Genomic DNA, 21,211 nt, shown 5'->3' on the forward strand with positions numbered 1-21,211 from the left:
CCCTCAATCCCTCTCCCACAGGGTGAGGGAGGCCGCACCCCGGCCTTCCGGCTCGTCCCAGGAACCGTCTCTATCGTATTGTAAAAAAAACGGCCGTACAGCCGTTTCCGCACCTCGACCCTGACCGCCCCTCTTACCGGCCCCAAACACGCTTCTCATCCTATTAAAAAACGACCCACCGGCCGTCATCGTTTCCGCACCTCGACCCTAACCACCCCTTTCCCCCCCTTCCAGACCCCCCCTCTCCCCCCCTTGGCCCTCTAGAGCTGGGGGCCGAAGAGGTCCTTGAGGAAGCCCCAGGTGACGCCGCCGGCGGACGAGGGCGGGCGCTCGATGTCGCTGGCGGTGTTCTGCGGCTCGGGCTCGCCGCGGACATGGAAATCGAAGATGTTGTTGTCGGTGTCGTAGCCGTTCCCGTCGCCGTCGTCGTGGGAGCTGCCGCTCTTGCGCTCGAGTGAATCGCCGGTGTCGGGCGCGTTGCAGGGGGTCGTCTCGTAGTAGCGTGGTGAGATGCCCCAGCCGAGCATGTCCACCGTTTCGCCGCCTCCGATGAGAGCCACGCCGCCGGACACGGCGCCGAGCTCCAGCATGGGCGCGACGAGGTCGGGGACGGGCCAGCTCTCGGGCCAGCCCTCCTCCGAGGTGGACACCAGATAGAAGCCGTCGGCGGGGATGCTCCCGGAGAGGGCGGGGTATTCGTCTCGTAAATCGGAGCGGAGGAAGTACGCGTCGAGGCTGATCTCCTGGTCGGTGGGATTGTAGAGTTCGATGAAGGGGGCCTGGCCGACCGCCGGCAGGATGAGGACCTCGGAGACGACGATGTGGTCGGCGATGTCATCGGCCCGGGCGGGTGCGGCGAAGAGCACGGCCACGACCGCGATAAGCGCGCAATAAGCCTGGTTCAGTCGCTTTTTGGCCATCCGACCCGTCCAGGGAATCATCCACGTGTAACTATAGCCAAAAAATCGGGATGGGTCAAGGGAGAAGTGAGGGGGCCCGAGATTGACCGGCGAAAATCGGGCGTGATAAAATCGCGCGGTCGTCTGAAACTCCACCTCAACCCGCGGACCTATGCCCCAGATCGAGATAGTCGTGACCAACAAACTCGGCCTCCACGCGCGCCCGGCGGCCATTTTTGTCCGAGTCGCCCAGAAATTCGACGCGGAAATCTTCATCGCCCGGACCAACGGCGACACCTCGTGGGTGAACGCCAAGAGCGTGATGGGGGTGATGTCGCTGGGCGCGGCGCCGGGGGCGGTGCTCCTCGTCCGCGCCACGGGTCCCGACGCGGAAAAGGCCCTGAAAAGTCTGCGGCTGCTGGCCGACAAGAGGTTTCTCGAGGACCACTACCTGGCCTGAAAAGATTGGTGGGGGGGTCCGGAGCGGGATTCTCGAACTTTTCTCATTAGCGGTTTCTGCACCCGGGTTTCCATTCTGGCTCCGGTCGGCGGAGGGTCTTTTTACGAGAGACGCCTGTTGATGCGACGAACATAGGTGACGCGACGCCGTCGGTGTTCTCCCGCGCCCTTGGCCCTTTCCCCCCCGCCGAGATTTAAAGCAAAAAGCGGACCAGGTTCAGCCGGTTGAGCATCGGGGGAAAATAACCCATAATCACCGCGTCGGGGACGCGGTTTATTAACGAGGAGAGACCATGATTTTCCAGGGTGTGCCGGTCTCCAAGGGGGTGGCGATCGGACGGGTCGTCAAGCCGAAACTCGAGCTCCTGAACGTCGGCCAGGACCACATTGACGACCCGGAGAACCAGATCGAGCGATTCGCCAGGGCGCTCAAGGCCTCGAAGCGGCAGCTCGAGCACCTGATCGAGACCCTGCGCGAGTCGGACCGCCTGACCGAGCTCAAAATCGTCGAGAGCCAGCAGATGATGCTCGACGACGACACACTCCTGGGCGGGGTGGAGGAGAACATCCGGAACCTTGCGTGCACGGCGGAGTACGCGGTGAGCAAGGTTGTGGACCACTTCGTGGCCACCTTCACCGGCTTCGAGGACGAGTACCTGCGCGAGCGGGTGACCGACGTGCGGGATATGGGGGAACGGCTCCTGCGCAACCTGATGGGGAAGCGCGAGCCGCTTCTGGCCGGCCTGGAGATGCCGGCGATAATCGTGGTCCACGACCTGCCGCCGTCGGCGGCGGCGCAGATAGACCCGTTGAAGGTCCTCGGCGTGGCCACCGACGTGGGCGGCGCGACGGGCCACACGGCGATCATCTCCCGGGCGCTGGAGATACCGGCGGTGGTCGGGCTCGGCAACCTGTCGCGGCGGGCCGAGGAGGGCGACACCCTCATCCTCGACGGCCGCAACGGCATCGCCGTCCTCGACCCCGCCCCCGAGCTCCTCAAGAAGTACCGCCGGATCCAGAAGGAGGAGCGGGCCAAGCTCGAGTCACTGGCGAAGCTGCGCGACCTGCCCTCGGAAACCTCCGACGGCTTCACCATCGAGCTCGCCGCCAACATCGAGCTTCTGTCCGAGGTGGACGCGGTCCAGGCCCACGGCGCCCAGGGCGTGGGCCTCTACCGCACCGAGTTTTTGTTTTTGAACCGGGAGGACCTGCCCAGCGAGGGGGAGCAGTACGAGGCGTACTCGGTGGTGGCGCGCCAGCTCGCGCCACAGCCGGTGGTCATCCGCACCGTGGACATCGGCGGCGACAAGTTCCTCTCCCACCCCGAGGTGCCGGTCGAGATGAACCCGTACCTGGGCTGCCGGGCCATCCGCTTCTCGCTCAAGATGCCGGACACGCTGAAGGTGCAGCTCCGCGCCATCCTGCGCACCAGCGCCTCGGGCAACGTGCGCCTGATGTTCCCCATGGTCTCGGCCCTCGAGGAGCTGCGCCAGGTGAAGAAAATCATCGAGGAGTGCAAGGCGGAGCTCGACGCCGAGGGCAAGCCCTACGACGAGGGGATCGAGGTCGGCATCATGGTGGAGGTGCCGTCGGTGGCGGTGATGGCCGACCTGTTCGCCCGGGAGGTTGACTTCTTCTCCATCGGCACCAACGACCTCATCCAGTACACCCTGGCGGTGGATCGCGGCAACTCCTCCATCTCCGAGCTTTACCAGCCGTTCCACCCCGCCGTGCTGCGGCTCCTGGCGAACATCGTGGAGGCGGGCCACTCGGCGGGCATCTGGGTCGGCCTGTGCGGGGAGATGGGCGCCAACCCCCTGGCCGTACCCTTCCTGGTCGGGCTGGGGATAGACGAGCTCTCGGTGGCGCCGGTCAACGTCCCCGTGGTCAAGGCCACCCTGCGGGCCATCTCGTTCCGTCAGGCGGCGGAGCTGGCGGCGGAGCTGGTGAACCTCCCCACCGCCGAGGCCATCCACGCCCGGCTGCGGGAGGCGCTCCCCAGGGAGGTCCGGCGCTTCGTGGAGCCCGACTACGCCGTAAGGTAGTCCGCCGTCTTGTCTTAATACGTTTTTCGGGCTACACTTAACCAACGACTCATCGGCTCTTTACACGAGGAGGACCCATGCGCCGTGTGTGTGCGATACTCTGCGTCATGGCCGCGACCGTCACCGCGACCGAAATCTACGGCCCCCGCGCCATGGCCATGGGCGGCGCCCTGGTGGCCATCGTCGAGGACGGAACCGCCGCCTACTGGAACCCAGCCGCCCTCGGACGAGAGGACATCACCTTCTCCGCCGACCCCGTCTGGGGATTCACCGTCGCCGACAACATCACCGAGTGCATGAACGAGTTCGAGAGCTTCTACTCCAACCCACCCAGCACCTCCAACCCCAACGAGCTCATCGGCTTCGTCAACGACTTCTCCGACGCCCTGAAGCGCTTCAACGACCCGGGCACCGGGGTCATCGGCAACATGCACGTGGGGGTCACCTCCACCATCGGGCCCATCGCCGTGAGCTGGGTCAACATGACGAAGATGGAGATCGGACCGGGGATGGACAGCCAGACCTCGCGTCTGATTGACGAGCACTACTTCAACGACGGCCCCGATTACCAGCGCCAGGCCATGATTACCGCCCTCCGCCAGGCGGGTCTCTTGACCCAGGCGGAGTACAACCGCCTGATGCTCCAGGGCTGGCGCACCACGGCCAACGACATGATCGGCCTGTCGGAGAACAAATCCGAAATCGCCGTCTCAGGGTTCAGCGAGCACGACATCGGCGTGAGCTACGCCCACTCCTTCCCGCTGGGCCGCTACGATTTCCTGTCCGTGGGCGGGACCGCCAAGTTCATCTACGGCCTGCGCTACAACAACGATATGGGCGTGCTGACCGACACCGGCAAGCTGGACAGCGACGTCTTCGCCACGGGGCCCAACTGGCTGTTCAACAACATCCTCGGCCTGGACGCCGCGTCTACCGGCTACAGCTTCAGCATGGACCTGGGCGTGCAGATGATGCTCGGGCGCTTCTTCCACCTGGGCATCGTGGGGCACAACATCATCCCCCTGGACATCACCTGGAGCAACGACGCCCTGGACCCCACCCCCCTCGACACCCAGATCCGCTTCGGCCTGGGATTCGAGCTCTTCGACAGCCTCACCCTGGCAATGGACGTGGACGCGCTGGAGACCGAGTACACGGTGAAGACGCGCGTGCTCGTGAACAACGCGTGGGTCGAGAAGGAGATCGTGGTGGACAAGGTCCGGGACCTCTCCTTTGGCGTGGAGTGGATGATAGCGGACATCTTCGCCATTCGCGCCGGCTTCAACACCAACTACAACTCCCTCATCGAGGACCAGGCCAAGGCCACCTTCCTGGCCTCCCTGGGCTTCGGGGTGCAGGTCGGGGACATCTTCCACTTCGACCTGGCGGTGATGACCAACCAGTTCTCCGCCGGGGAGCACGACTCGACCCTGGGCGCTTCGGTATCCCTCGGTTTCGCCATCTAGTGTGCGCCGTCAAAGGTGACCGGGCGGGGACTTGGGGAGCCCCGCCCGCAGCAATAAAGGACCGAACCGCGACCTCCGACTGAAGGGGGACGGCCGATGAGGGAAAAGGTATTTCTGGTTCTCATCGCGGCGCTCCTGCCGGCGCTGGCCCTCCCCGTGTACGGACCGCGCGCCATGGCCCTGGGGGGCGCCTACGTCGCCCTGGCCGACGACGAGGCCTCGATTTACTACAACCCCGCCGGGATGGCCGCCGCCGGGGACTACTTCGCCTGCGTCCCCTGCTTCGCCATCGCCACCGACGACCGCATCACCGAGGACTTCGACACCTACATCGCCCTCAAGGACGACATCTGGCACGCCGACACCGGCGGTGGCCTCGGGCCGCTGTTGGACTCCATTGACCGGACGGCGGACTTCCTGGAGGACCTGGCCGGGGGGGACCCGCCCGGCGTCACCGGCTACCTCTCCTACGGCGTGGGCGTGATGCTCGGGCCGCTGGCGGTGAGCTGGATCGGCGGCGGAACGGGCCAGGTCGTGCTGGAGCCCGACGCGGACACCGGCCGCCTCATCCCCGATTTCTACCTCGAGAGCTACGAGGCGGTGGCGCTGTTGTACCTGGCGGGCTACCTGGACTCGGAGCAGCTCGCCACCCTCTGGCCCACCTACCCGGACCCCTCCGGATTCGTGGGCGACGTGGAGGGCGACGGCCTCGGGATAACCGAGAACCGGACCGGCGCCCGGCTGGAAAACGAAGCCCGCCAGGAGTTCATCGTCACCTACGCCAACTACCTCTGGCGCTCCGGGCGCGGCGACCGCTTCTTCGTCTCGGCCGGCCTCAACATCAAGTACGTCGTCACCCAGAGCTATCAGAACCGCTTCACCGCCGGCGATTCCGGGATGTACACCACCGGGCCGGAGTGGATCACACGGCAGGTGCTCGCCACGCGGCCGACCCTGGGGCACGCCGTCAGCGCCGACGTGGGACTGTTGGGCCAGTTCACCCCCTACTTCCGGCTGGGCCTCCTGGTGCGCGACGTGATCCCCGCCCCCATCTCCTGGGACGAGCCGGTAACCGGGGTCTCCGACCGCCTGAAGCCCCAATGGCGGATAGGCGTGGCCGGCCAGGTGGTCCCGGACCTGTTGACCTACGCCCTGGACGTGGACCTCACGCGGGACGAGGGGTCGTTCTCACCCCAGCAGGACCTGGCGGTGGGCGTGCGGGCGGACTTCCTCGACGGGGCCCTGTGGGGCGGCGCCGGCCTGCGCTTCAACCTGGCCGACGAGACACAGCCTCCGCTCTACACCCTGGGAGTGGGGATGCACCTGGCGGGCGTCCGCCTCGATTTAGCCGTGGGCCTGGGGCGGATAGACACCTCGGGGGAAGCCAACACGTATTTCAGCGCCGCGGGGGCGGTGGGCTTCTCGCTCTGAGTGGCGGTTGTTCGGTTCCGAAGACGTAGGGGCCGACCTTCAGGTCGGCCCGTTTTAATAAGGCAGCCCTCACCCCGCGTTTTGCGATGACGTAGGGGCGGGTGTCCACACCCGCCCGCGGGCCTGATGCGGAAACGGGCGACCGTGGACGGTCGCCCCTACGGGGAATTGCGCGGTTCGAAATGTAGGGCGGGGAATCCTTTCCCCGCCGCGAATTGCGATGACGTAGGGGCGGGTGTCCACACCCGCCCGCGGACCGACCTAAACGGCGCGCCGTCGGTCGCCCCCACGGGAAACTACGCGGCCTTAAATGTAGGGCGGGATTTCCTACCCCCGCCGTTTTCGGTACCCCCCCCCGCCGCATTCCACCCCCCCTCGACAAACCGGGCCGACTTTAGTAACCTGCCACCGTATGACGAACCAGGGAGGTCGCGTCGTGCGCAAGCTCTTCATCGAGGACCTGGAGCTCGCGGGGAAGCGGGTGCTCGTGCGCCTGGACTACAACGTCCCCGGCGACGACGAGGGCAACGTGACCAACGACGCCCGCATCACCGCCTCGCTGCCCACTCTGCATTACATCCTGGCGAAGGGGGCCTCGGCCGTCCTCTGCTCCCACCGCAGCCGCCCGAAGGGCGACGAGCCGCGCTACTCCCTCCGGCCGGTCGCGGCGCGGCTGGAGGAGCTGATGGGGCTCCGGGTGAGGATGGCCCGCCGGGGCGCGGTGGTCAGCGACGAGGCGCGCAACCTGGCGGCTTCTCTCGAGCCCGGCGAGCTCATGATGCTGGAGAACCTCCGCTACGACCCCCGGGAGCAGCAGGGCCGGGACGAGCTGGCCCGCGAGCTGGCCTCCCTGGCCGACCTCTTCGTCAACGACGCCTTCCCCGTCTGCCACCGCAAGGACACGAGCGTCGTCGGCGTGCCGAAGTTCCTCACCTCGGCCTACGGCTATCAGCTCCGGGAGGAGGTCGAGAACCTCAGCCTCCTGTTGGGCGATGTCCAGCGGCCCTACGTGGGCATCATGGGCGGGGCGAAAATTTCCACCAAGCTCGGCGTCGTCAAGAGCTTCCTCGGGCGCGTGGACCGGCTCCTCGTCGGCGGCGGCATCGCCTACACCTTCCTGGCCGCCCTGGGAAAAGAGGTCGGCGGCAGCATCCACGAGCCCGACTACCTCGAGTACGCCAAGGACCTCCTCCTGCGCCACGCCGACAAGATCGTGCTCCCCACGGACAACTACGTGGTGGAGAGGATAGACCCGGCGTGCGAGCCCCGGCTGGTGGAGGAGATACCGGCGGACCGCATGGCGGTGGACATCGGGGACGCCACGCGCCGGCTCTTCGCCGAGGAGATAGCCCGGGCGCGGACCGTCTTCTGGAACGGCCCGGTGGGCTACTTCGAGGACGAGCGCTTCGCCGAGGGGACACGCATGGTGGCCAGGGAGGTGGCCAAACTGAAAGACGCCGGCGCCTTCACCGTGGTGGGCGGCGGCGATTCCGTGGCCGCCGTCGAGGACGCCGGGCTCGATTCGGAGAGCTTCAGCTTCGTCTCCACCGGCGGCGGGGCGTCGCTGGTTTTCGTCCAGGGCAAGGAGCTCCCCGGCATCGAGGCCCTGACGGACAGGTAGGCCACCGTAGCGGTCTCCCTCTCCCCGTGGGAGCGGCGCGCCAACGTGATTAAGGGTGAGGGCTACCTTTCAAATAAACGGGCCGACCTGAAGGTCGGCCCCTACGTCATCACAGCCCAGGGTGAGGGGTGCGATGGTCTCCTCCCCCCTCTTGGGGGGAGGCTCGCCTACGGGCTAGGGAGAGGGGTGCAGCGGTCCCCTCTCCCTCTTAGGGAGAGGCTCGCCTACGGGTTAGGGTGAGGGTAAGGTTCGTGAACGTGAAAACGGCGGCCCACGGCCTCCCTCTCCCCGTGGGAGCGGCGCGCCAACGTGATTAAGGGTGAGGGCCACCTTATAAAAAACGCGGCGGCCCACAGAGGACTCGTCCTACGGGGCCGCCCTACTTCATCGCAGAGAAAAGCACCGACGACTTTCCCCTCACAACGTCCGGCCCACCAGAAGCCGATAATAATCCCGCAACCGGAACGCGCTACGGCGGCGGTCGAAAAACCGGCGCACCATCTCCCGGCCGCCACGGTTGGGCCCCGAGTCCAGGGCCTCCCGGACCGCGCGGTCGAGCGCGTCGTCGGTGCGGGCGGTGAGGACGTGGGGCAGCCGGCCGCTCCACACCACCCGGCGCCCCCGGGCCAGCGCCTCCAGCACCATCCTCCCCTGGCCGTCGTGCCGGGTCGGGCGCAGAAGCACGCGCACCCCGGCGTAAACCGGCGACATGTCGTCGCGGACACCGAGATGCTCCCAGTTGGCGGGCGCGTCGGCGGGGGCCGGTCCGGGACCGCAGGAGCGGAACCGCACGTCGGGCATCCCGTGGGCCAGACGCACGGCCCGCGGCACGCCGTAGAAATCCCCGCGCTCGGGAGGGATGTAGACCAGCACGGAGGGCTCCTCGGGCCAGGGGGCGTCCTCGACGGCGAGCTTGTCCGAGAGGACCGGCTGGAAACGGGCGCGCACCCCGAGCCCGGCGAGCTCCTCGACCAGCCCGGCGCTGTCGGCCAGGTGCAACTGGATGAAGGGCAGGCTCAGGCGGAGCTTGAGCCGCTCCCGGCCCCGGCGCACGGCGAGGACGTCGCTCCCCATCCAGTGGGCCACCGTCGCCAGCCCCATGAGCCGGGCGGTGACCAGGCCCCGCCAGGCCATGGGCGGGTAGAAGACGTGGAGGAGGTCCAGGCCGGCCAGGGTCCCCGGGGTGAGGTCGGCGAGCTCCCGGGCGTCCAGGCCGATTTCCCGCAGCTCACCGGCGAGGAACCCCGGCGCCTCCTCCATCCCGTACACGCCTATTCTGACCGCTCGCGTCATGAAAAAAGCCCGCTCGGGCCCGGCACGAAAATCGAACACCGACGCACACCACTACTAGGAACCGGAAACGGTTCGTTGTCCCTGAAAAACGCTCTGAAACTCCCGAACCGGTGTGCCGAACACCTGCTCGACGATGAGCTGGCACACCTTCAACCCCGGTTTTAAAAGGATGGTCAGAGGCCCGACATTCGTGATTTCGAGCGTTATCCTTCCCCTGAAGCCGGCGTGAATCGTGGGGGCGTTGACGTGGATTCCCAATCCCAATCGAGCCAGGGAGCTGCGTCCCTCGACGCGGGCGGCCAGACGAGACCGGTTAGGGAGGGACACGGTTTCCGCAGTCAGGGCAAGAAGGAAGGAACTGGGATTAACGCTGACCGAACCATCCGAATTGACCGGCACATCAACTTGAGACTGAGCCGCCAGTTCCCGATAGGATTTGGTCGGGTTGACCGGAGACGGCGGTGTGTTCCATCGCTTGAACTCGTCGCCCAACGTGAGGTCAATGCTCGAAGTGGAAATGCAATCCTCCGTCGGCATCGGCTCAATAATAAGCTGCCTATGAAAGAGGGCAGCTTTCAGCTCGGAGTCACAGAGAATCATGGGGAACTCACGCCGGAAGCGGTATGAGCAGCTCGCGGGGCACACGGATGCGGCTGCCGGTGGTCAGTGTCTCCTGGGGCAGGTCTATCAGGATTTCATCGTCAACCTGATACACGGGAAAAACCCTTAAAAGGTCGCCCACCAGACTGCTCGCGTCCACGTAGAGGTAAAAATCGCCCTTCTTTGTGGAAATAGTCACGAACCTCTCATGGGAGAACATACCGGGTTCGACTTTGACTTTGAGCGCCAACTTATCGTTCATCGCATTCACCGTCTCCTTCATGCCCTCAAGCCAGTATAGACGGCTGTATTTGAATCGTCAAGCGTTGAGCTAGTTTAGCGTGTACTCCGCCAGGTGGCGGGTCTCGAAGTCGCCAAAACCCTCGGCGACCAGGCCGATCCCCCGGGCGTACACCTCCCAGGTGGTCTCCAGCTCCACCTTGTAGCAGTTGTCGTAGTCCCCGTCGGGGGTTTCGTAGGTGAAGTCGGCCTCCACCAGGGTGGCCTCGCCGGAGCCGTCGGCGTAGAGCGGCCAGGTGGCGCCCTCCTCCAGCGGCTCTTTGAGGAGGACCATCGTGTACCGCGGGTCGTCGGGAGGCGGCCACGCCGGTTGGCGGCGGCAGGAGGTATCGGTGCAACGGAGCGCCAGTCGGGCCACGCCCTCGTCCCAGCAGTACCAGCCGTTCTCTTCGTCGGTGACGGTCACCTCGGCCAGGTCGCCGAAGCCGTCCCGGTAGGTCCACGAGTCGCCCACCGCCAGCGGCCAGAAGCCGGCGCCCAGCTCCGTAGAGCCCGTAACGTCCTCGCAGGAGACCAGGAGCGCCGCGCCGAGCGATACCGAAAACGCGAAAGCCTTCACCATCGCACCTCGTGGAATTACGGTTGGTCGGCCCGAAAAGGGAATGGGGGCGTCAACGGGGAGTGGACCGGCCGTGGCGCGCCCGGCGGATGGACCACCTCCGCGCGGCCCGAGCGGAACATCTACGCCCCGCCGTTCACCCGCCCGGATTGACGCGCTCCGGGGCAATGGGTTTAGACACCCGTTTCACGCCGCTCCACCCCCCGGAAACGCGGACGACGGCTCTACTCGACGATGGAGGCGGCGATGACGTTGTGGATGCGGGCCCGCACCTCGTTGAAGGCGCTCTGCCGGCCGTCGGGGTGCAGCCGGTGGGCCAGGAGAATCACGAAGAGGTCGTTCTCGGGGTCCACCCACAGGCTGGTGCCGGTGAAGCCGGTGTGGCCGTAGGCGGAGGAGGAGAGGAGGTCGCCGGAGGTGCAGTACTCGTCGGAGTGGAGGTCCCATCCCAGTCCGCGGCGCACCGTGGAGTCCACCCGGAGCTGCTCCTCGGTCATCCGCCTCACGGTCACCGGCGAGAGGATGCGCGTGTCGCCGTAAATCCCGCCGTTCAGGAGCATCTGGGCGAAGACGGCCAGGTCGTCGGCGGTGGAGAAGAGCCCGGCGTGGCCGGAAACCCCGCCCATCACCGCGGCGTTGGCGTCGTGGACGCGGCCCACGAGCATGGTGCCGTCGGGGACGTCGGCGCGACCCTCGGCCCGGGTGGTGGCCGCCGCCGACGCGGCGAACGCGCCCGTCGGATTGAAAACCGTGTGCGCCATCCCCAGCGGCTCGAAGACCTCCTCCCGGCAGAACTCGTCCAGGGAGCGACCGTCCACCCGGCGGATGATTTCCCCGAGCAGTATCATGTTCAGGTCGCTGTAGAGGTAGCGCACGCCCGGCGCGTACTTGGGCTCGAGGGCGCAGATTTCGGCGATGACGTCGGCGGCGTCGGAGCACGTCTTGGGAAAATCCTGCCAGGCGGGGAGGCCGCTGGTGTGCAGCAGGAGCTGGCGCAGGGTGATGTCGCCCTTGCCCTTCTCGCCGAAGGCGGGGATGTAGTAGGCCACGGGCTGGTCCAGGCGGAACTCGCCGCGCTCCAGGAGGATCATCGCCGCCGTGGTGGTGGCCACCACCTTGGTCATGCTGGCCAAATCGAAGGGGGTGTCGGGAAGCATGGGCCGCTGCTCGGGCTCGACCTCGGCCATGCCGTAGGCCTTGCGCCAGACCACGGCGCCGTGGCGCGCGACCAGGATGACGCAGCCCGGCATCCGCCCCGAGGCGATGATCTCCTCCACCAGGTCGTCCAGGCGGGCCAGCCGCTCCGGGTCCATCCCCACGTCCCCGGGGTCGGCGGTGGAGAGGAGCGGGCCGGGGTCGCCGGCGCCCAGCACGGTCGCGAGCACGGCCGCCACGCCGAGGAGGAAAATGCCCAGCCGCACGCCGAAGGGCTTTGCCATCTGCTTTCCTCGCTTGGAGAAAACCTGGTGTCAGTGGAGCCGGTATCCGCTATTTTGGGCGACGAAAAAGCCGCTTTCCGCGTTGGAGAAAACCCGTTTACGGGGATCGAAACCCGTCGGCGAATCGCCTCGGGCGCGAACGAGACCGCAACGACCGCACCGCCGTCTTCGCTCACGGGACCGAAACCCGTCGAGGTCGCCTCTCCCGGTTTCCCGGTATCCGCGACCGGCCCTTACGACCTCCCCCGCACGCGATGAAGGACCCTAAAGACAATGGGCATCGCCTAAGCCCTTCGGGGAAATAGCCCCTTGCCGGCTCAACCTCCCACCGTGCGCAGGGATGAGCCAGCCCCATCGGGGAACGCCGCGTGACCCGGTGCAGGAATTCCTCCGGACACCCCCCGGCCTCACCCCGGCCCACCGCGGCGTCACTCGCCCCGCTTCTCCTCGAAGAGGATGATGAGGTCAATCTCGTCGGGGGTCACGCCGGAGCGCAGGTTGCGGCTGACGCTGGCGAAGTAGCCGGTCTCGAAGAGCTCGCGGACGGCGGTGAAGACCTCGCGGCTGTCGAAGGGCGCGCCGACGAAGATGCCGTGGGCCGCCAGAATCGGCTCCACCACGTCCACCGGGGTATCCACCAGCCCCCGGAGCTCCACGGCGCCCAGCGTCGCCGACTCGCCGGTCACCACCTCCAGCTCCAGGGACACCGCCCGGCCGTCGAACTGGTCCTCGGTGCGTACCTCGAGGGAGACGCCTCCGATGGGCCGGCCGCGGAAGTAATCGCGGATGCGCTCCAGGCCGTCGTTGACCGACTCCTCGGTGTACGGCTGGCCCGGCTTGAGACCGAAGGCCTCCAGGATGCCGTCCCGCTCGTCGTTGGCGTTGCCGTCCAGGATGACCTGGCTGATGACCGGCCCCGCGGGTGGGCCCTCCGCCATCTTCCGGCGCACGTAATCCAACAGGCTCTGCGTGTCGGCGTCGTCGGGCCTGACGTCCAGGGCGTCTTCGAGGTAATCCTCCGCCGAGCCCCAGTCGCCGATGACGGTGTAGATGTAGCCCACGCGCTGGTTGGCGATGAAATCGTCGGGGAGGGCCTCGAGCACGCGGCGGTAGTGCTCGTAGGCGTCGCCGTAGTTCCTGGCCCAGACGACCAACAGGTCGGCCAGGTTGGCGTTGGCCTCCAGGTTGTCCGGCTCCAGGGCCAGGGCGTAGCGGAACTGGTCCACCGCCTCCTCGTAGCGCTCGGTCACCATGAAGATGTAGCCCAGGTTGACCCGGGCGAAGACGTAGTCGGGCTTCTGCTCCAGGGCCTGGCTGAACCTGGTCTCCGCCTTGGTGGTGAGGTCCTGGGCGAGGTAGACGTAGCCGAGGTTGGCCAGGGCGATGGCCGAATCGGGTGCCAGGGAGACGGCGCGCTCCAGCTTCGTCTGGGCCTGCTCGAACTCCCCGCGCATGGAAAGGAGCGTGCCCAGGGCGGTCAGGGCGTCGGAGTAGTCGGGCCAGGAGTCAATGGCGGCGCCGTAGAACTGCTCGGCCTCCGCCAGGCTCCCGTCGAGCTCGTCTATGAGCCCCAGGTAGAAGTACGCCTCGGCGGCCGAAGTCGGCTCCTCACCCTCGGGCGTGCTCGTGAGGTAGTCCACCAGGAAGAGCTGGGCGTCCTCCAGCCTCCCGTCGCGGAAGGCCGTGATGGCCGGGGTCAGCGCCTCGTCCACCTCGCGCTCTATCCCGAAGGCGGCGACGACGAGCAGCGCAAACAACAGGGCGGTCGCTTTACGCACCACTTTTTCCTCCCGGCGTTCGGGCGGGACGGGATTATTTTTCCGCCGGGCTACCCGGACCGGCGCTCGAGGGTCATCACCAGGACGGGGGGGTGGATGGCCTTGACCCGTGCGCCCGGCGGCAGGACGGGCACCGGCTCCACCGTGTACACCCCGGCCTGCCAGACCGGGGGGGAGACCTCCACCTCGGGGCCGAAATCGGCGAGCTCGCCCACCGGCGCCTCGACGACCAGCTCCACCGTCCGGGGCTCGAGGGAGGCGGTGAAGCCCTTGGGCACGCCGACCACCCGCACGGGAACCCGCCAGGAATGGACCTCGGCCGGGATCAGCTCCACGCTGACCACCACCAGCAACCCTTCCACCGGCTCGACGCCGGGGCCTATCGGCATGAGCGCCACCTGCCGCCGGCCGGACTCGGTCATGCCCGAGATGTCCACCGGGGCGGTCTCCACGTAGGTCATCTCGGCCAGGGCGGTCGCGGGGCCGCGGAGGCGCACCTCGGGGCGGTCGCAGGTCACGCGGGCCACCGTGAGCCCCTCGGAGGGCCGGCCCACGATTCGTGGCCGGACACGCACCTTCTTCACCTTCTCGGCGTCCAGGGTGATGACGAGTTCGCGGTGCGGCAGGACGTTGAGAATCGTCAGCTCGAAGCCCGGGGGGAGGGAGACGTCGCCGGTGGAAATCTCCTGGGTGGTGGGCCCCAGCTTGCGGCCCTGGAGGTCCACCTCGGCGGAGAAGTCGTCGGCGGTGAGGGAAAGGAGATCCATGCCCCGGCCGCGGATGATCACGGGGACGGTCCTCTCGCTGCCGGCGGTGACGACGGTGCCCGGGGGGACGTTGGCCAGGACCACGGGGACGTTGAAGGTGCGCGTGCGCTCGGCGACCGCGTTGGCGTAGAGCCAGACCGCGGCGGCCACCACCAGCGAGATGACCTTCAGCCCCCAGTTTTTCGAAAGCGTCTGCCAGAAGCGGGCACGCTTGGAGGCCATCGGACCTTCCAGGTTATTCCGGTAAAGGGACGGCTGAATCCGTGCCGCCGCGCGGGACGAGGGGGCCCCCCCTAGTCCACGCCGAAAATCTTCGTCAGGTCGGAGCGCAGCTTGCCCAGCTCGTTGACGGTGTACTCGGTGAGCTTGCCGTTACGGGCGATGGAGGCCACCTGGCGTTCCTCGGAGACCACGAGGGCCACGGCGTCGGACTCCTCGGAGATGCCGATGGCGGCGCGGTGCCGGGCGCCGTACTTGCGCGCCAGACCCGGCGGGTCGGCCAGCGGCAGCATCGTCCCCGCCGAGGCCACCATCCCGTTGCGGATGATGGTCGCCCCGTCGTGCAGCGGGCTCTTCTCGGTGAAGATGGTCACCAGGAGCTCCGGCGTCACCTGGGCGCCGATCTTCACCCCGCGCTCGATGTAGTACCGCAGGCCGTCGGTGTACTCGAAGACGACCAGCGCCCCTATCTTCAGCCGGATGCACTCCCCCGCCGCCTCGACCACCGCGTCCACGAAGTTGCGCTCCGCCCCGATGAAGAAGCGGATGAAGCGGTTCTGCCCCAGGTGGGCCAGCACCTGCCGCAGCTCCGGCTGGAACAGGATCACGAAGGTGATTATCCAGACGGTCTTGAAGTTGCCGAAGACGAAGCTGAGCGCCGGCAGCCGCGCCAGCTCGGCCAGGATGCTCGCCAGGACCAGGAGCAGGAGCCCCATCAGCATCTGCACCGCCCGCGTCCCCCGGATCATCACCAGGAGCTCGTAGACGATGAAGGCGACGATGAGGACGTCGAGGATGTCTTTGAGCGAGACCTCGAGGTCGAACAAGGGGGCCTCCGCGGGCCGTCGCGGCTGGTCGGTCGAAAGAACCACCGCTCCGGCCCAACGCGGCCATTATACGTAAGTCCGGGTCGTTGTGGCAATTATCGGTTGCACAAACGCCCCGGGGTGGACCGGCGGGGTACGGGTCGAGGTGAGAATCGCGGCGTAAACGCGGCGGCCCGCGGTCTCCCTCTCCCTCCGGGAGAGGGTCGGGGTGAGGGCCACCTTAAAAAAACGCGGCGGGGACTAAAGTCCCCGCACTACGTCACGAATCGTTGCCGCGATCCGTAGGGGCGACCGTCCACGGTCGCCCGTTCCCGTGGTTGCCGAACGTAGGGGCCGACCTTTAGGTCGGCCCGCGGGAGGGTCTGGAGACCCGCCCCTACGTCATCGCAATCGCGGGTAGGGGCTGCCGCGGCCCCCTCTCCCTTTTAGGGAGAAGGTTGGGGTTGAGGGTCGGGGCCGGGAACGTAAACGCGGCGGCCCGCGGTCTCCCTCTCCCTCCGGGAGAGGGTCGGGGTGAGGGCCACCTTAAAAAAACACGGCGGGGATGGGAATCCCCGCCCTACGTCATCACAGAGTGCGACCGTCCCAGGCCGCCCCGACGACCACCGCCCGCCCCGCGCCCTTGACTAGCGCGGCGGGAGCGGCTAAACTCTCAAGCACGCGCAAACAGGACATGACTTACACCCCGCAACCGGGACCGTTTTGAGCGCCCGCATCCTAGACGGAAAAAAAATCGCCGGCGAGCTGGGCGAGGCCAACGCGGCCCGGGCGGAGGCGCTGCGTCGCGCCGGAATCGAGCCGACCCTCGCCGTCCTGGCGCCCGAGGGCGACCCCAACGCCGCCGCCTACGCCCGCTCCCTGGCCAAGGCCGGGACCAGGCGCGGCCTCGTCGTCAGAACGGTGGAACTCCCCGCCGGCGTGGACCCGGAGGGTTTTCGTAAACTTCTCAAAGAGGCCGAGGCCGGCGCCCACGGGGTCCTCGTCCTGCGCCCGCTGCCGAAGGGTCTCGACCCGGACGCGGTGGACTCCCTGCTGGACCCGGCGAGGGACGTGGACGGGGTACACCCGGTGAACGCGGGGCTCCTGGCTCTGGGGCGACCGCGCTTCGTCCCGGCCACCGCCCGCGCCGTCCACCACCTGCTCAAGGCCACCGGCGTGGAGCTCGTCGGCAAGCGGGCCGTGATCATCGGACGCTCGAACATCGTCGGCAAGCCGCTCTTTCAACTGCTCCTGGCCGAGCACCTCACAGTGACGGTCTGCCACAGCCGGACGGTGGACCTGCCGGGCGTGGCGCGGGAAGCGGACGTGCTGGCGGTGGCCATCGGCCGGGCGCACATGGTGACGCCGGACTACGTAAAGCCGGGCGCCGTGGTCCTCGACGCCGGGTATAACTGGAATAACGAGCTGGGCCGCGAGCAGGGCGACGTGCATCCGGACGTCGCCGAGACGGCCGGCTGGTTCACCCCCGTCCCCGGCGGCGTCGGCCCGGTGACCACCCAGATGCTCCTGGAAAACGCCCTCCGGGCGGCTCAAAACGACCGATAGAATACCGGGTAAGGGTCGGAGTTGCTGTTTGTAATTAGTATACCTCACTGACAAAAGAAACATTATGCGTGTTTTAACCATATTTGTATTGATGAGCCTGTCGGTGACTTTGAGTTGCTCCGATGAGCCGGATGAGGCGGCCGATGAAGGCGGCGTGGGAGGCGAAGCTCAAGTCGAGGATGTCAGCGATGTTCCCAACCGTATCGCCTTCTACTCCTACCGCGACGGGGACTGGGAAATCTTCGTGATGGACGCCGACGGGCGCAACCAGACCCAGTTGACGAATAACATAAGCGGGGATTATTCGCCCGCCTGGAGTCCGGACGGCCGCCGCATCGCCTTCGCCTCCGACCGCGACGGGGACTCCGAAATCTTCGTGATGGACGCCGACGGGCGCAACCAGACCCAGTTGACGAACAACACAAGCTGGGACGGGGCTCCCGCCTGGAGTCCGGACGGCCGCCGCATCGCCTTCGACTCCAAGCGCGACGGGGACTCCGAAATCTTCGTGATGGACGCCGACGGACGCAACCAGACGCAGTTGACCAACAACACAAGAAGGGACAATGGGCCTGCCTGGAGCCCGGACGGTCGCCGTATCGCCTTTGCCTACCGCTGCGCCGGGAACGAGGAAATTTTCGTGATGGACGCCGACGGGCGCAACCAGATACAGTTGACGAACAATACAAACGATGATAATGAGCCCGCCTGGAGTCCGGACGGCCGCCGCATCGCCTTCGTGTCCTACCGTGACGGGTACTTTGAAATTTTCGTGATGGACGCCGACGGACGCAACCAGACACAGTTGACCAACAATACGAGCTGGGACAATGGGCCTGCCTGGAGCCCGGACGGCCGCCGCATAGCTTTCTTCTCCTTCCGCGACGGGAGCTCCGAAATCTTCGTGATGGACGCCGACGGGCGCAACCGGGTCCAGTTAACGAACAACACAAGCTCGGACGAGTCTCCCGCCTGGTGCCCGGTTTACTCGGCCCCTTCCGAAACAAGCCATAGAGTAACCGTAGAGTCCCCCGAACGGTTGCGGGTGATCGTAGACGCCCTGTACATGCGCAATAATCCAGATACCACAATCGGCGACAAGGTCGGCCTTCTCAAAAAAGGGGATGTCGTCGAGGTTCTCCAGAGACGAGAAAACTGGGCGAGGGTGCGCACCGAGGCCGGCCTCGAAGGCTGGGCCTGCGTCGAGTTGGACGATGAGACCTTCCTCGTCACGGTGGAATAGCAGTCCCTCTCCCCTCCGGGGAGGAACTCGTTCACGGGTCGGGGCAGGGGCGGTTATCCCTTCCCCCCGGCGGGGTCGGCCCGGTGACCACCCAGATGCTCGTCGAGAACGTCCTCCGGGCGGCCCAACCAAACCGGATCGGTAACCTATAAATGACACATATGACTCGATTGATGAAGGTCCCGTGCGGGCGAAGCCCTTCCACAACGAAAGCGGATGTATGACCATGCGAGCCGTCGTCATTCTGATAATTATTACAGCGGTCGCCGGGCTCGCCGAGCAACCCGCCATCGCCATCGTGGACCTCGAGGCCAAGCGCTGTGGCCAAGACCTGGCCGACGCCTGCTCAGATATCCTTCGCACCGAGATTATAAACACAGGGAAGTTCAGGGTTATCGAGCGGGCGCAACTCGCCCGGGTGATGGAGGAGCACGCCTTTCAACTTTCAGGACTGGTGGATGCCAGTACAGTTGCAGAACTGGGGAAGTTAGTCGGTGCCGATTTCGTCGCCCTTGGCAGCCTTTCCGTTATAGGCGGCACCTATACTATATCGCTGCGCTTCATCAGCGTGGAGACGGCGGAGGCCACGCTGGGCAAGACCGAGACCACCAGCAGCGAATCGGGTTTGCCCGATGTGTGCCGCAGATTGGCCGGTGAGTTCGCCTCCGCGGCATACGGCATCGGGCCGTCAACGAGTTCCGGCGGATATTCAGACTCCGATCGTGACGGCGTTCCTGATAATAAAGACATGTGCCCGGATGAGCCAGAGACAATCAATGGCTATCAGGATGAAGATGGTTGTCCTGATGGACAGCCATCAACCCAAAGTACGCCCAGGGTAATCAGGCTTGAAGCAATATTTTTTGAGCCAAACAGCACAAAAATAGTTACACCTTATGTAGATAAAATCAAAAACATCGTAAGGGTTTTACAAGAGTTCCCAACAATAATGATCAAAATTACCGGCCATACGTCGAACCAAGGCGAAGCTTCGTTTCTTCAACATCTTTCGGTTGATCGAGCCCAAGCCGTCGCGGATATATTGGTCGATATTTGGGGTATCAGCTCTTCACGCCTGGAAGTAGTTGGTCTGGGTTGTGATGCTCCCATAGCACAAAATAACACCCAGGAAGGTAGAGCACAAAACGACCGGGTGGAGTTTTCGGTTAAGTGACCGTTTCGTTCCCGCACAAAATCGGTTGTACAATCATTAACTATTTTGCCGCGGAACGGGGAAAAACCCGCTGACGGGAGGCGTTGTGGCGGAAAACCTGAGCCCCGCCGAGAGAAAGAAACGCAAGCGCCGGACGATCATTATCATCGTCCTGGGCGCCCTGGCGGCGATAGTGCTCGTCAACGTCCTCGCCTCGGGAGAGCCCGAGTCCGTGGTGAACGTCGAGCCGGTGGAAAAGCGCACCATCGAGAGCGTGGTCTCCGGGCCGGGGCACGTCCGTCCCGCCATCGAGGTGAACCTGGTGGCGCTCACCGCGGGCCAGATCGTCCGCGTGGCCGTCGTGGAGGGCCAGCAGGTCCACGAGGGCGACCTGATTCTGGAGATTGACCCCGACCAGTCGCAGAGCCTCTTGAGCCAGAGTCAGGCCGGCTACTCCGCCGCTCAGGCCCAGTTGGATCTGGCCCAGGCCAACCTGTCCCAGGCCGAGGACAACTTCACCCGCCAGCAGAGCCTCTACAGCGAAGGGCTCATCTCCAAGCAGGAGTGGGAGGCCACGCAGACGCAGCTCCAGGTGGCTCGGGCGCAGTACGAGACGGCGAAGAGCCAGTCCTGGGGCGCCCTGGCCTCCATCCGCGCCGCCCGCGACTCCGTGGACAAGACACGCTACTCATCGCCCATGGACGGCGTCGTCGTCGCGCTGAACTTCGAGGAGGGCGACATCGCCTACCCCCCCACCTTCACCATCGTCCCCCTGGCCACCATCGCCAGCCTCGAGGGGATGAAGGTGGAGGCCGAGATTGACGAGACCGACGTCGTCTCCCTGGAGCTCAACCAGTCGGCCGTGGTGGAGATCGAGGCCTTCCCGCGCCAGAGCTTCGCCGGCTACGTCTCCGAAATCGCCCGCTCGGCAAAAACCTCACTCTCCGGCTCCGAGGCCGAGGTGGTCAACTTCGAGATAAAGGTCATCATCACCGACGAGCTGCCCCCGACGGTGCTCCCCGGGATGAGCGCCACGGTGGAGATAACCACGGATACCGCCGAGGACGCCGTGAGCGTGCCCATCTCCGCCGTAGTCGTCCGGGACCGCGAGACGGTGCTGGAATGGCTCGGGGAGGACTACGCGCTCCCCAACGACTGGGACGAGGTCGAGGGGGTCTTCATCCTCGACGGTGAGACGGTGTCGTTCCGCCCCGTCGTCACCGGCGTCTCCGACGAGGCCTTTATAGAGATTCTGTCGGGCGTCGAGGAGGGGGAGACGGTGGTCGGCGGCCCGTACAAGGAGCTGCGCGAGCTGGAGCACGGGGGCCGGGTGACCGTGGCCGAGGTGGTCGAGGAGAAGGTGGAGAAGTGACCCGCGACCGCCCCGGGGGGGGTAACGAGGGTCCGCTTTTGTAAAAAGAGGGATACGGCCTGGGAGTGACGCGCTGCCGCCACGGCCGGAGGGGTGGGCCGGAGGGGTGGCTTTACGGAGAGCTTGCGGGGCGGGGGGGGGCGGAGTCCCGCTTCAGGCCGTTGAGGGCGACCGCCCCCGGCGCGTTGCCAACTC

18 protein-coding genes are annotated in these 21,211 nt (G+C 66.1%); 9 read left to right on the forward strand and 9 right to left on the reverse strand.

Going from position 1 to position 21,211, the window contains the following annotated elements; all coding sequences use genetic code 11:
• Positions 1-260: 260 nt before the first annotated feature.
• On the reverse strand, positions 261-920 hold the full coding sequence (locus VM054_08325) for a lamin tail domain-containing protein (GenBank protein HUT99067.1): 660 nt from the start codon (positions 918-920) through the stop codon (positions 261-263).
• A gap of 151 nt (positions 921-1,071) precedes the next feature.
• On the opposite strand from VM054_08325, the gene VM054_08330 reads away from it, so the two are divergent.
• The 5 genes from VM054_08330 to VM054_08350 all read left to right on the forward strand — a co-directional run bounded on the left by VM054_08330 (position 1,072) and on the right by VM054_08350 (position 7,921).
• Positions 1,072-1,359 (forward strand): HPr family phosphocarrier protein, encoded by a 288-nt coding sequence (locus VM054_08330; GenBank protein ID HUT99068.1) that lies wholly within the window; start codon positions 1,072-1,074, stop codon positions 1,357-1,359.
• Between the two features lie 292 nt (positions 1,360-1,651).
• Positions 1,652-3,403, forward strand: coding sequence for a phosphoenolpyruvate--protein phosphotransferase (gene ptsP / locus VM054_08335; GenBank protein ID HUT99069.1), 1,752 nt, complete (start codon positions 1,652-1,654; stop codon positions 3,401-3,403).
• 77 nt (positions 3,404-3,480) lie between these two features.
• On the forward strand, positions 3,481-4,869 hold the full coding sequence (gene traF / locus VM054_08340; protein HUT99070.1) for a conjugal transfer protein TraF: 1,389 nt from the start codon (positions 3,481-3,483) through the stop codon (positions 4,867-4,869).
• Between the two features lie 96 nt (positions 4,870-4,965).
• Positions 4,966-6,300, forward strand: coding sequence for a hypothetical protein (locus VM054_08345; protein HUT99071.1), 1,335 nt, complete (start codon positions 4,966-4,968; stop codon positions 6,298-6,300).
• Positions 6,301-6,736: 436 nt separating this feature from the next.
• Positions 6,737-7,921 (forward strand): phosphoglycerate kinase, encoded by a 1,185-nt coding sequence (locus VM054_08350; protein HUT99072.1) that lies wholly within the window; start codon positions 6,737-6,739, stop codon positions 7,919-7,921.
• A gap of 417 nt (positions 7,922-8,338) precedes the next feature.
• Here VM054_08350 and VM054_08355 read toward each other — a convergent pair whose 3' ends face one another.
• The 8 genes from VM054_08355 to cdaA all read right to left on the reverse strand — a co-directional run bounded on the left by VM054_08355 (position 8,339) and on the right by cdaA (position 15,703).
• Positions 8,339-9,214, reverse strand: a complete 876-nt coding sequence (locus VM054_08355) for a hypothetical protein (protein HUT99073.1) — start codon at positions 9,212-9,214, stop codon at positions 8,339-8,341.
• Between the two features lie 54 nt (positions 9,215-9,268).
• Positions 9,269-9,814 carry a dCTP deaminase gene (dcd, locus tag VM054_08360; GenBank protein HUT99074.1) on the reverse strand — a complete coding sequence of 182 codons (546 nt, stop codon included), beginning with the start codon at positions 9,812-9,814 and terminating at the stop codon, positions 9,269-9,271.
• 7 nt (positions 9,815-9,821) lie between these two features.
• Positions 9,822-10,076, reverse strand: a complete 255-nt coding sequence (locus VM054_08365; protein HUT99075.1) for a hypothetical protein — start codon at positions 10,074-10,076, stop codon at positions 9,822-9,824.
• A 69-nt stretch (positions 10,077-10,145) separates the two neighbouring features.
• Complete coding sequence (locus VM054_08370) at positions 10,146-10,676, reverse strand: hypothetical protein (protein ID HUT99076.1); 531 nt, start codon at positions 10,674-10,676, stop codon at positions 10,146-10,148.
• Between the two features lie 221 nt (positions 10,677-10,897).
• A complete protein-coding gene (locus VM054_08375) occupies positions 10,898-12,112 on the reverse strand; it encodes a serine hydrolase domain-containing protein (protein HUT99077.1) in 1,215 nt (404 codons plus the stop codon).
• Positions 12,113-12,540: 428 nt separating this feature from the next.
• Positions 12,541-13,890 (reverse strand): tetratricopeptide repeat protein, encoded by a 1,350-nt coding sequence (locus VM054_08380; protein ID HUT99078.1) that lies wholly within the window; start codon positions 13,888-13,890, stop codon positions 12,541-12,543.
• Between the two features lie 50 nt (positions 13,891-13,940).
• Complete coding sequence (locus VM054_08385) at positions 13,941-14,879, reverse strand: CdaR family protein (protein HUT99079.1); 939 nt, start codon at positions 14,877-14,879, stop codon at positions 13,941-13,943.
• A gap of 71 nt (positions 14,880-14,950) precedes the next feature.
• On the reverse strand, positions 14,951-15,703 hold the full coding sequence (gene cdaA, locus VM054_08390; protein ID HUT99080.1) for a diadenylate cyclase CdaA: 753 nt from the start codon (positions 15,701-15,703) through the stop codon (positions 14,951-14,953).
• A 702-nt stretch (positions 15,704-16,405) separates the two neighbouring features.
• On the opposite strand from cdaA, the gene VM054_08395 reads away from it, so the two are divergent.
• From VM054_08395 to VM054_08410, 4 genes are all read left to right on the forward strand, one after another.
• Positions 16,406-17,248: a bifunctional 5,10-methylenetetrahydrofolate dehydrogenase/5,10-methenyltetrahydrofolate cyclohydrolase gene (locus VM054_08395; GenBank protein ID HUT99081.1), complete on the forward strand. Its 843-nt coding sequence runs from the start codon at positions 16,406-16,408 to the stop codon at positions 17,246-17,248.
• 64 nt (positions 17,249-17,312) lie between these two features.
• Positions 17,313-18,491, forward strand: coding sequence for a DPP IV N-terminal domain-containing protein (locus VM054_08400; protein HUT99082.1), 1,179 nt, complete (start codon positions 17,313-17,315; stop codon positions 18,489-18,491).
• A 226-nt stretch (positions 18,492-18,717) separates the two neighbouring features.
• Positions 18,718-19,665 (forward strand): OmpA family protein, encoded by a 948-nt coding sequence (locus VM054_08405; GenBank protein ID HUT99083.1) that lies wholly within the window; start codon positions 18,718-18,720, stop codon positions 19,663-19,665.
• Positions 19,666-19,750: 85 nt separating this feature from the next.
• Positions 19,751-21,016, forward strand: a complete 1,266-nt coding sequence (locus tag VM054_08410) for an efflux RND transporter periplasmic adaptor subunit (GenBank protein ID HUT99084.1) — start codon at positions 19,751-19,753, stop codon at positions 21,014-21,016.
• The last annotated feature ends 195 nt before the right edge of the window (positions 21,017-21,211 follow it).

It is taken from the genome of bacterium (assembly GCA_035528375.1).
Taxonomy (GTDB): Bacteria; RBG-13-66-14; RBG-13-66-14; order RBG-13-66-14; family RBG-13-66-14; genus RBG-13-66-14.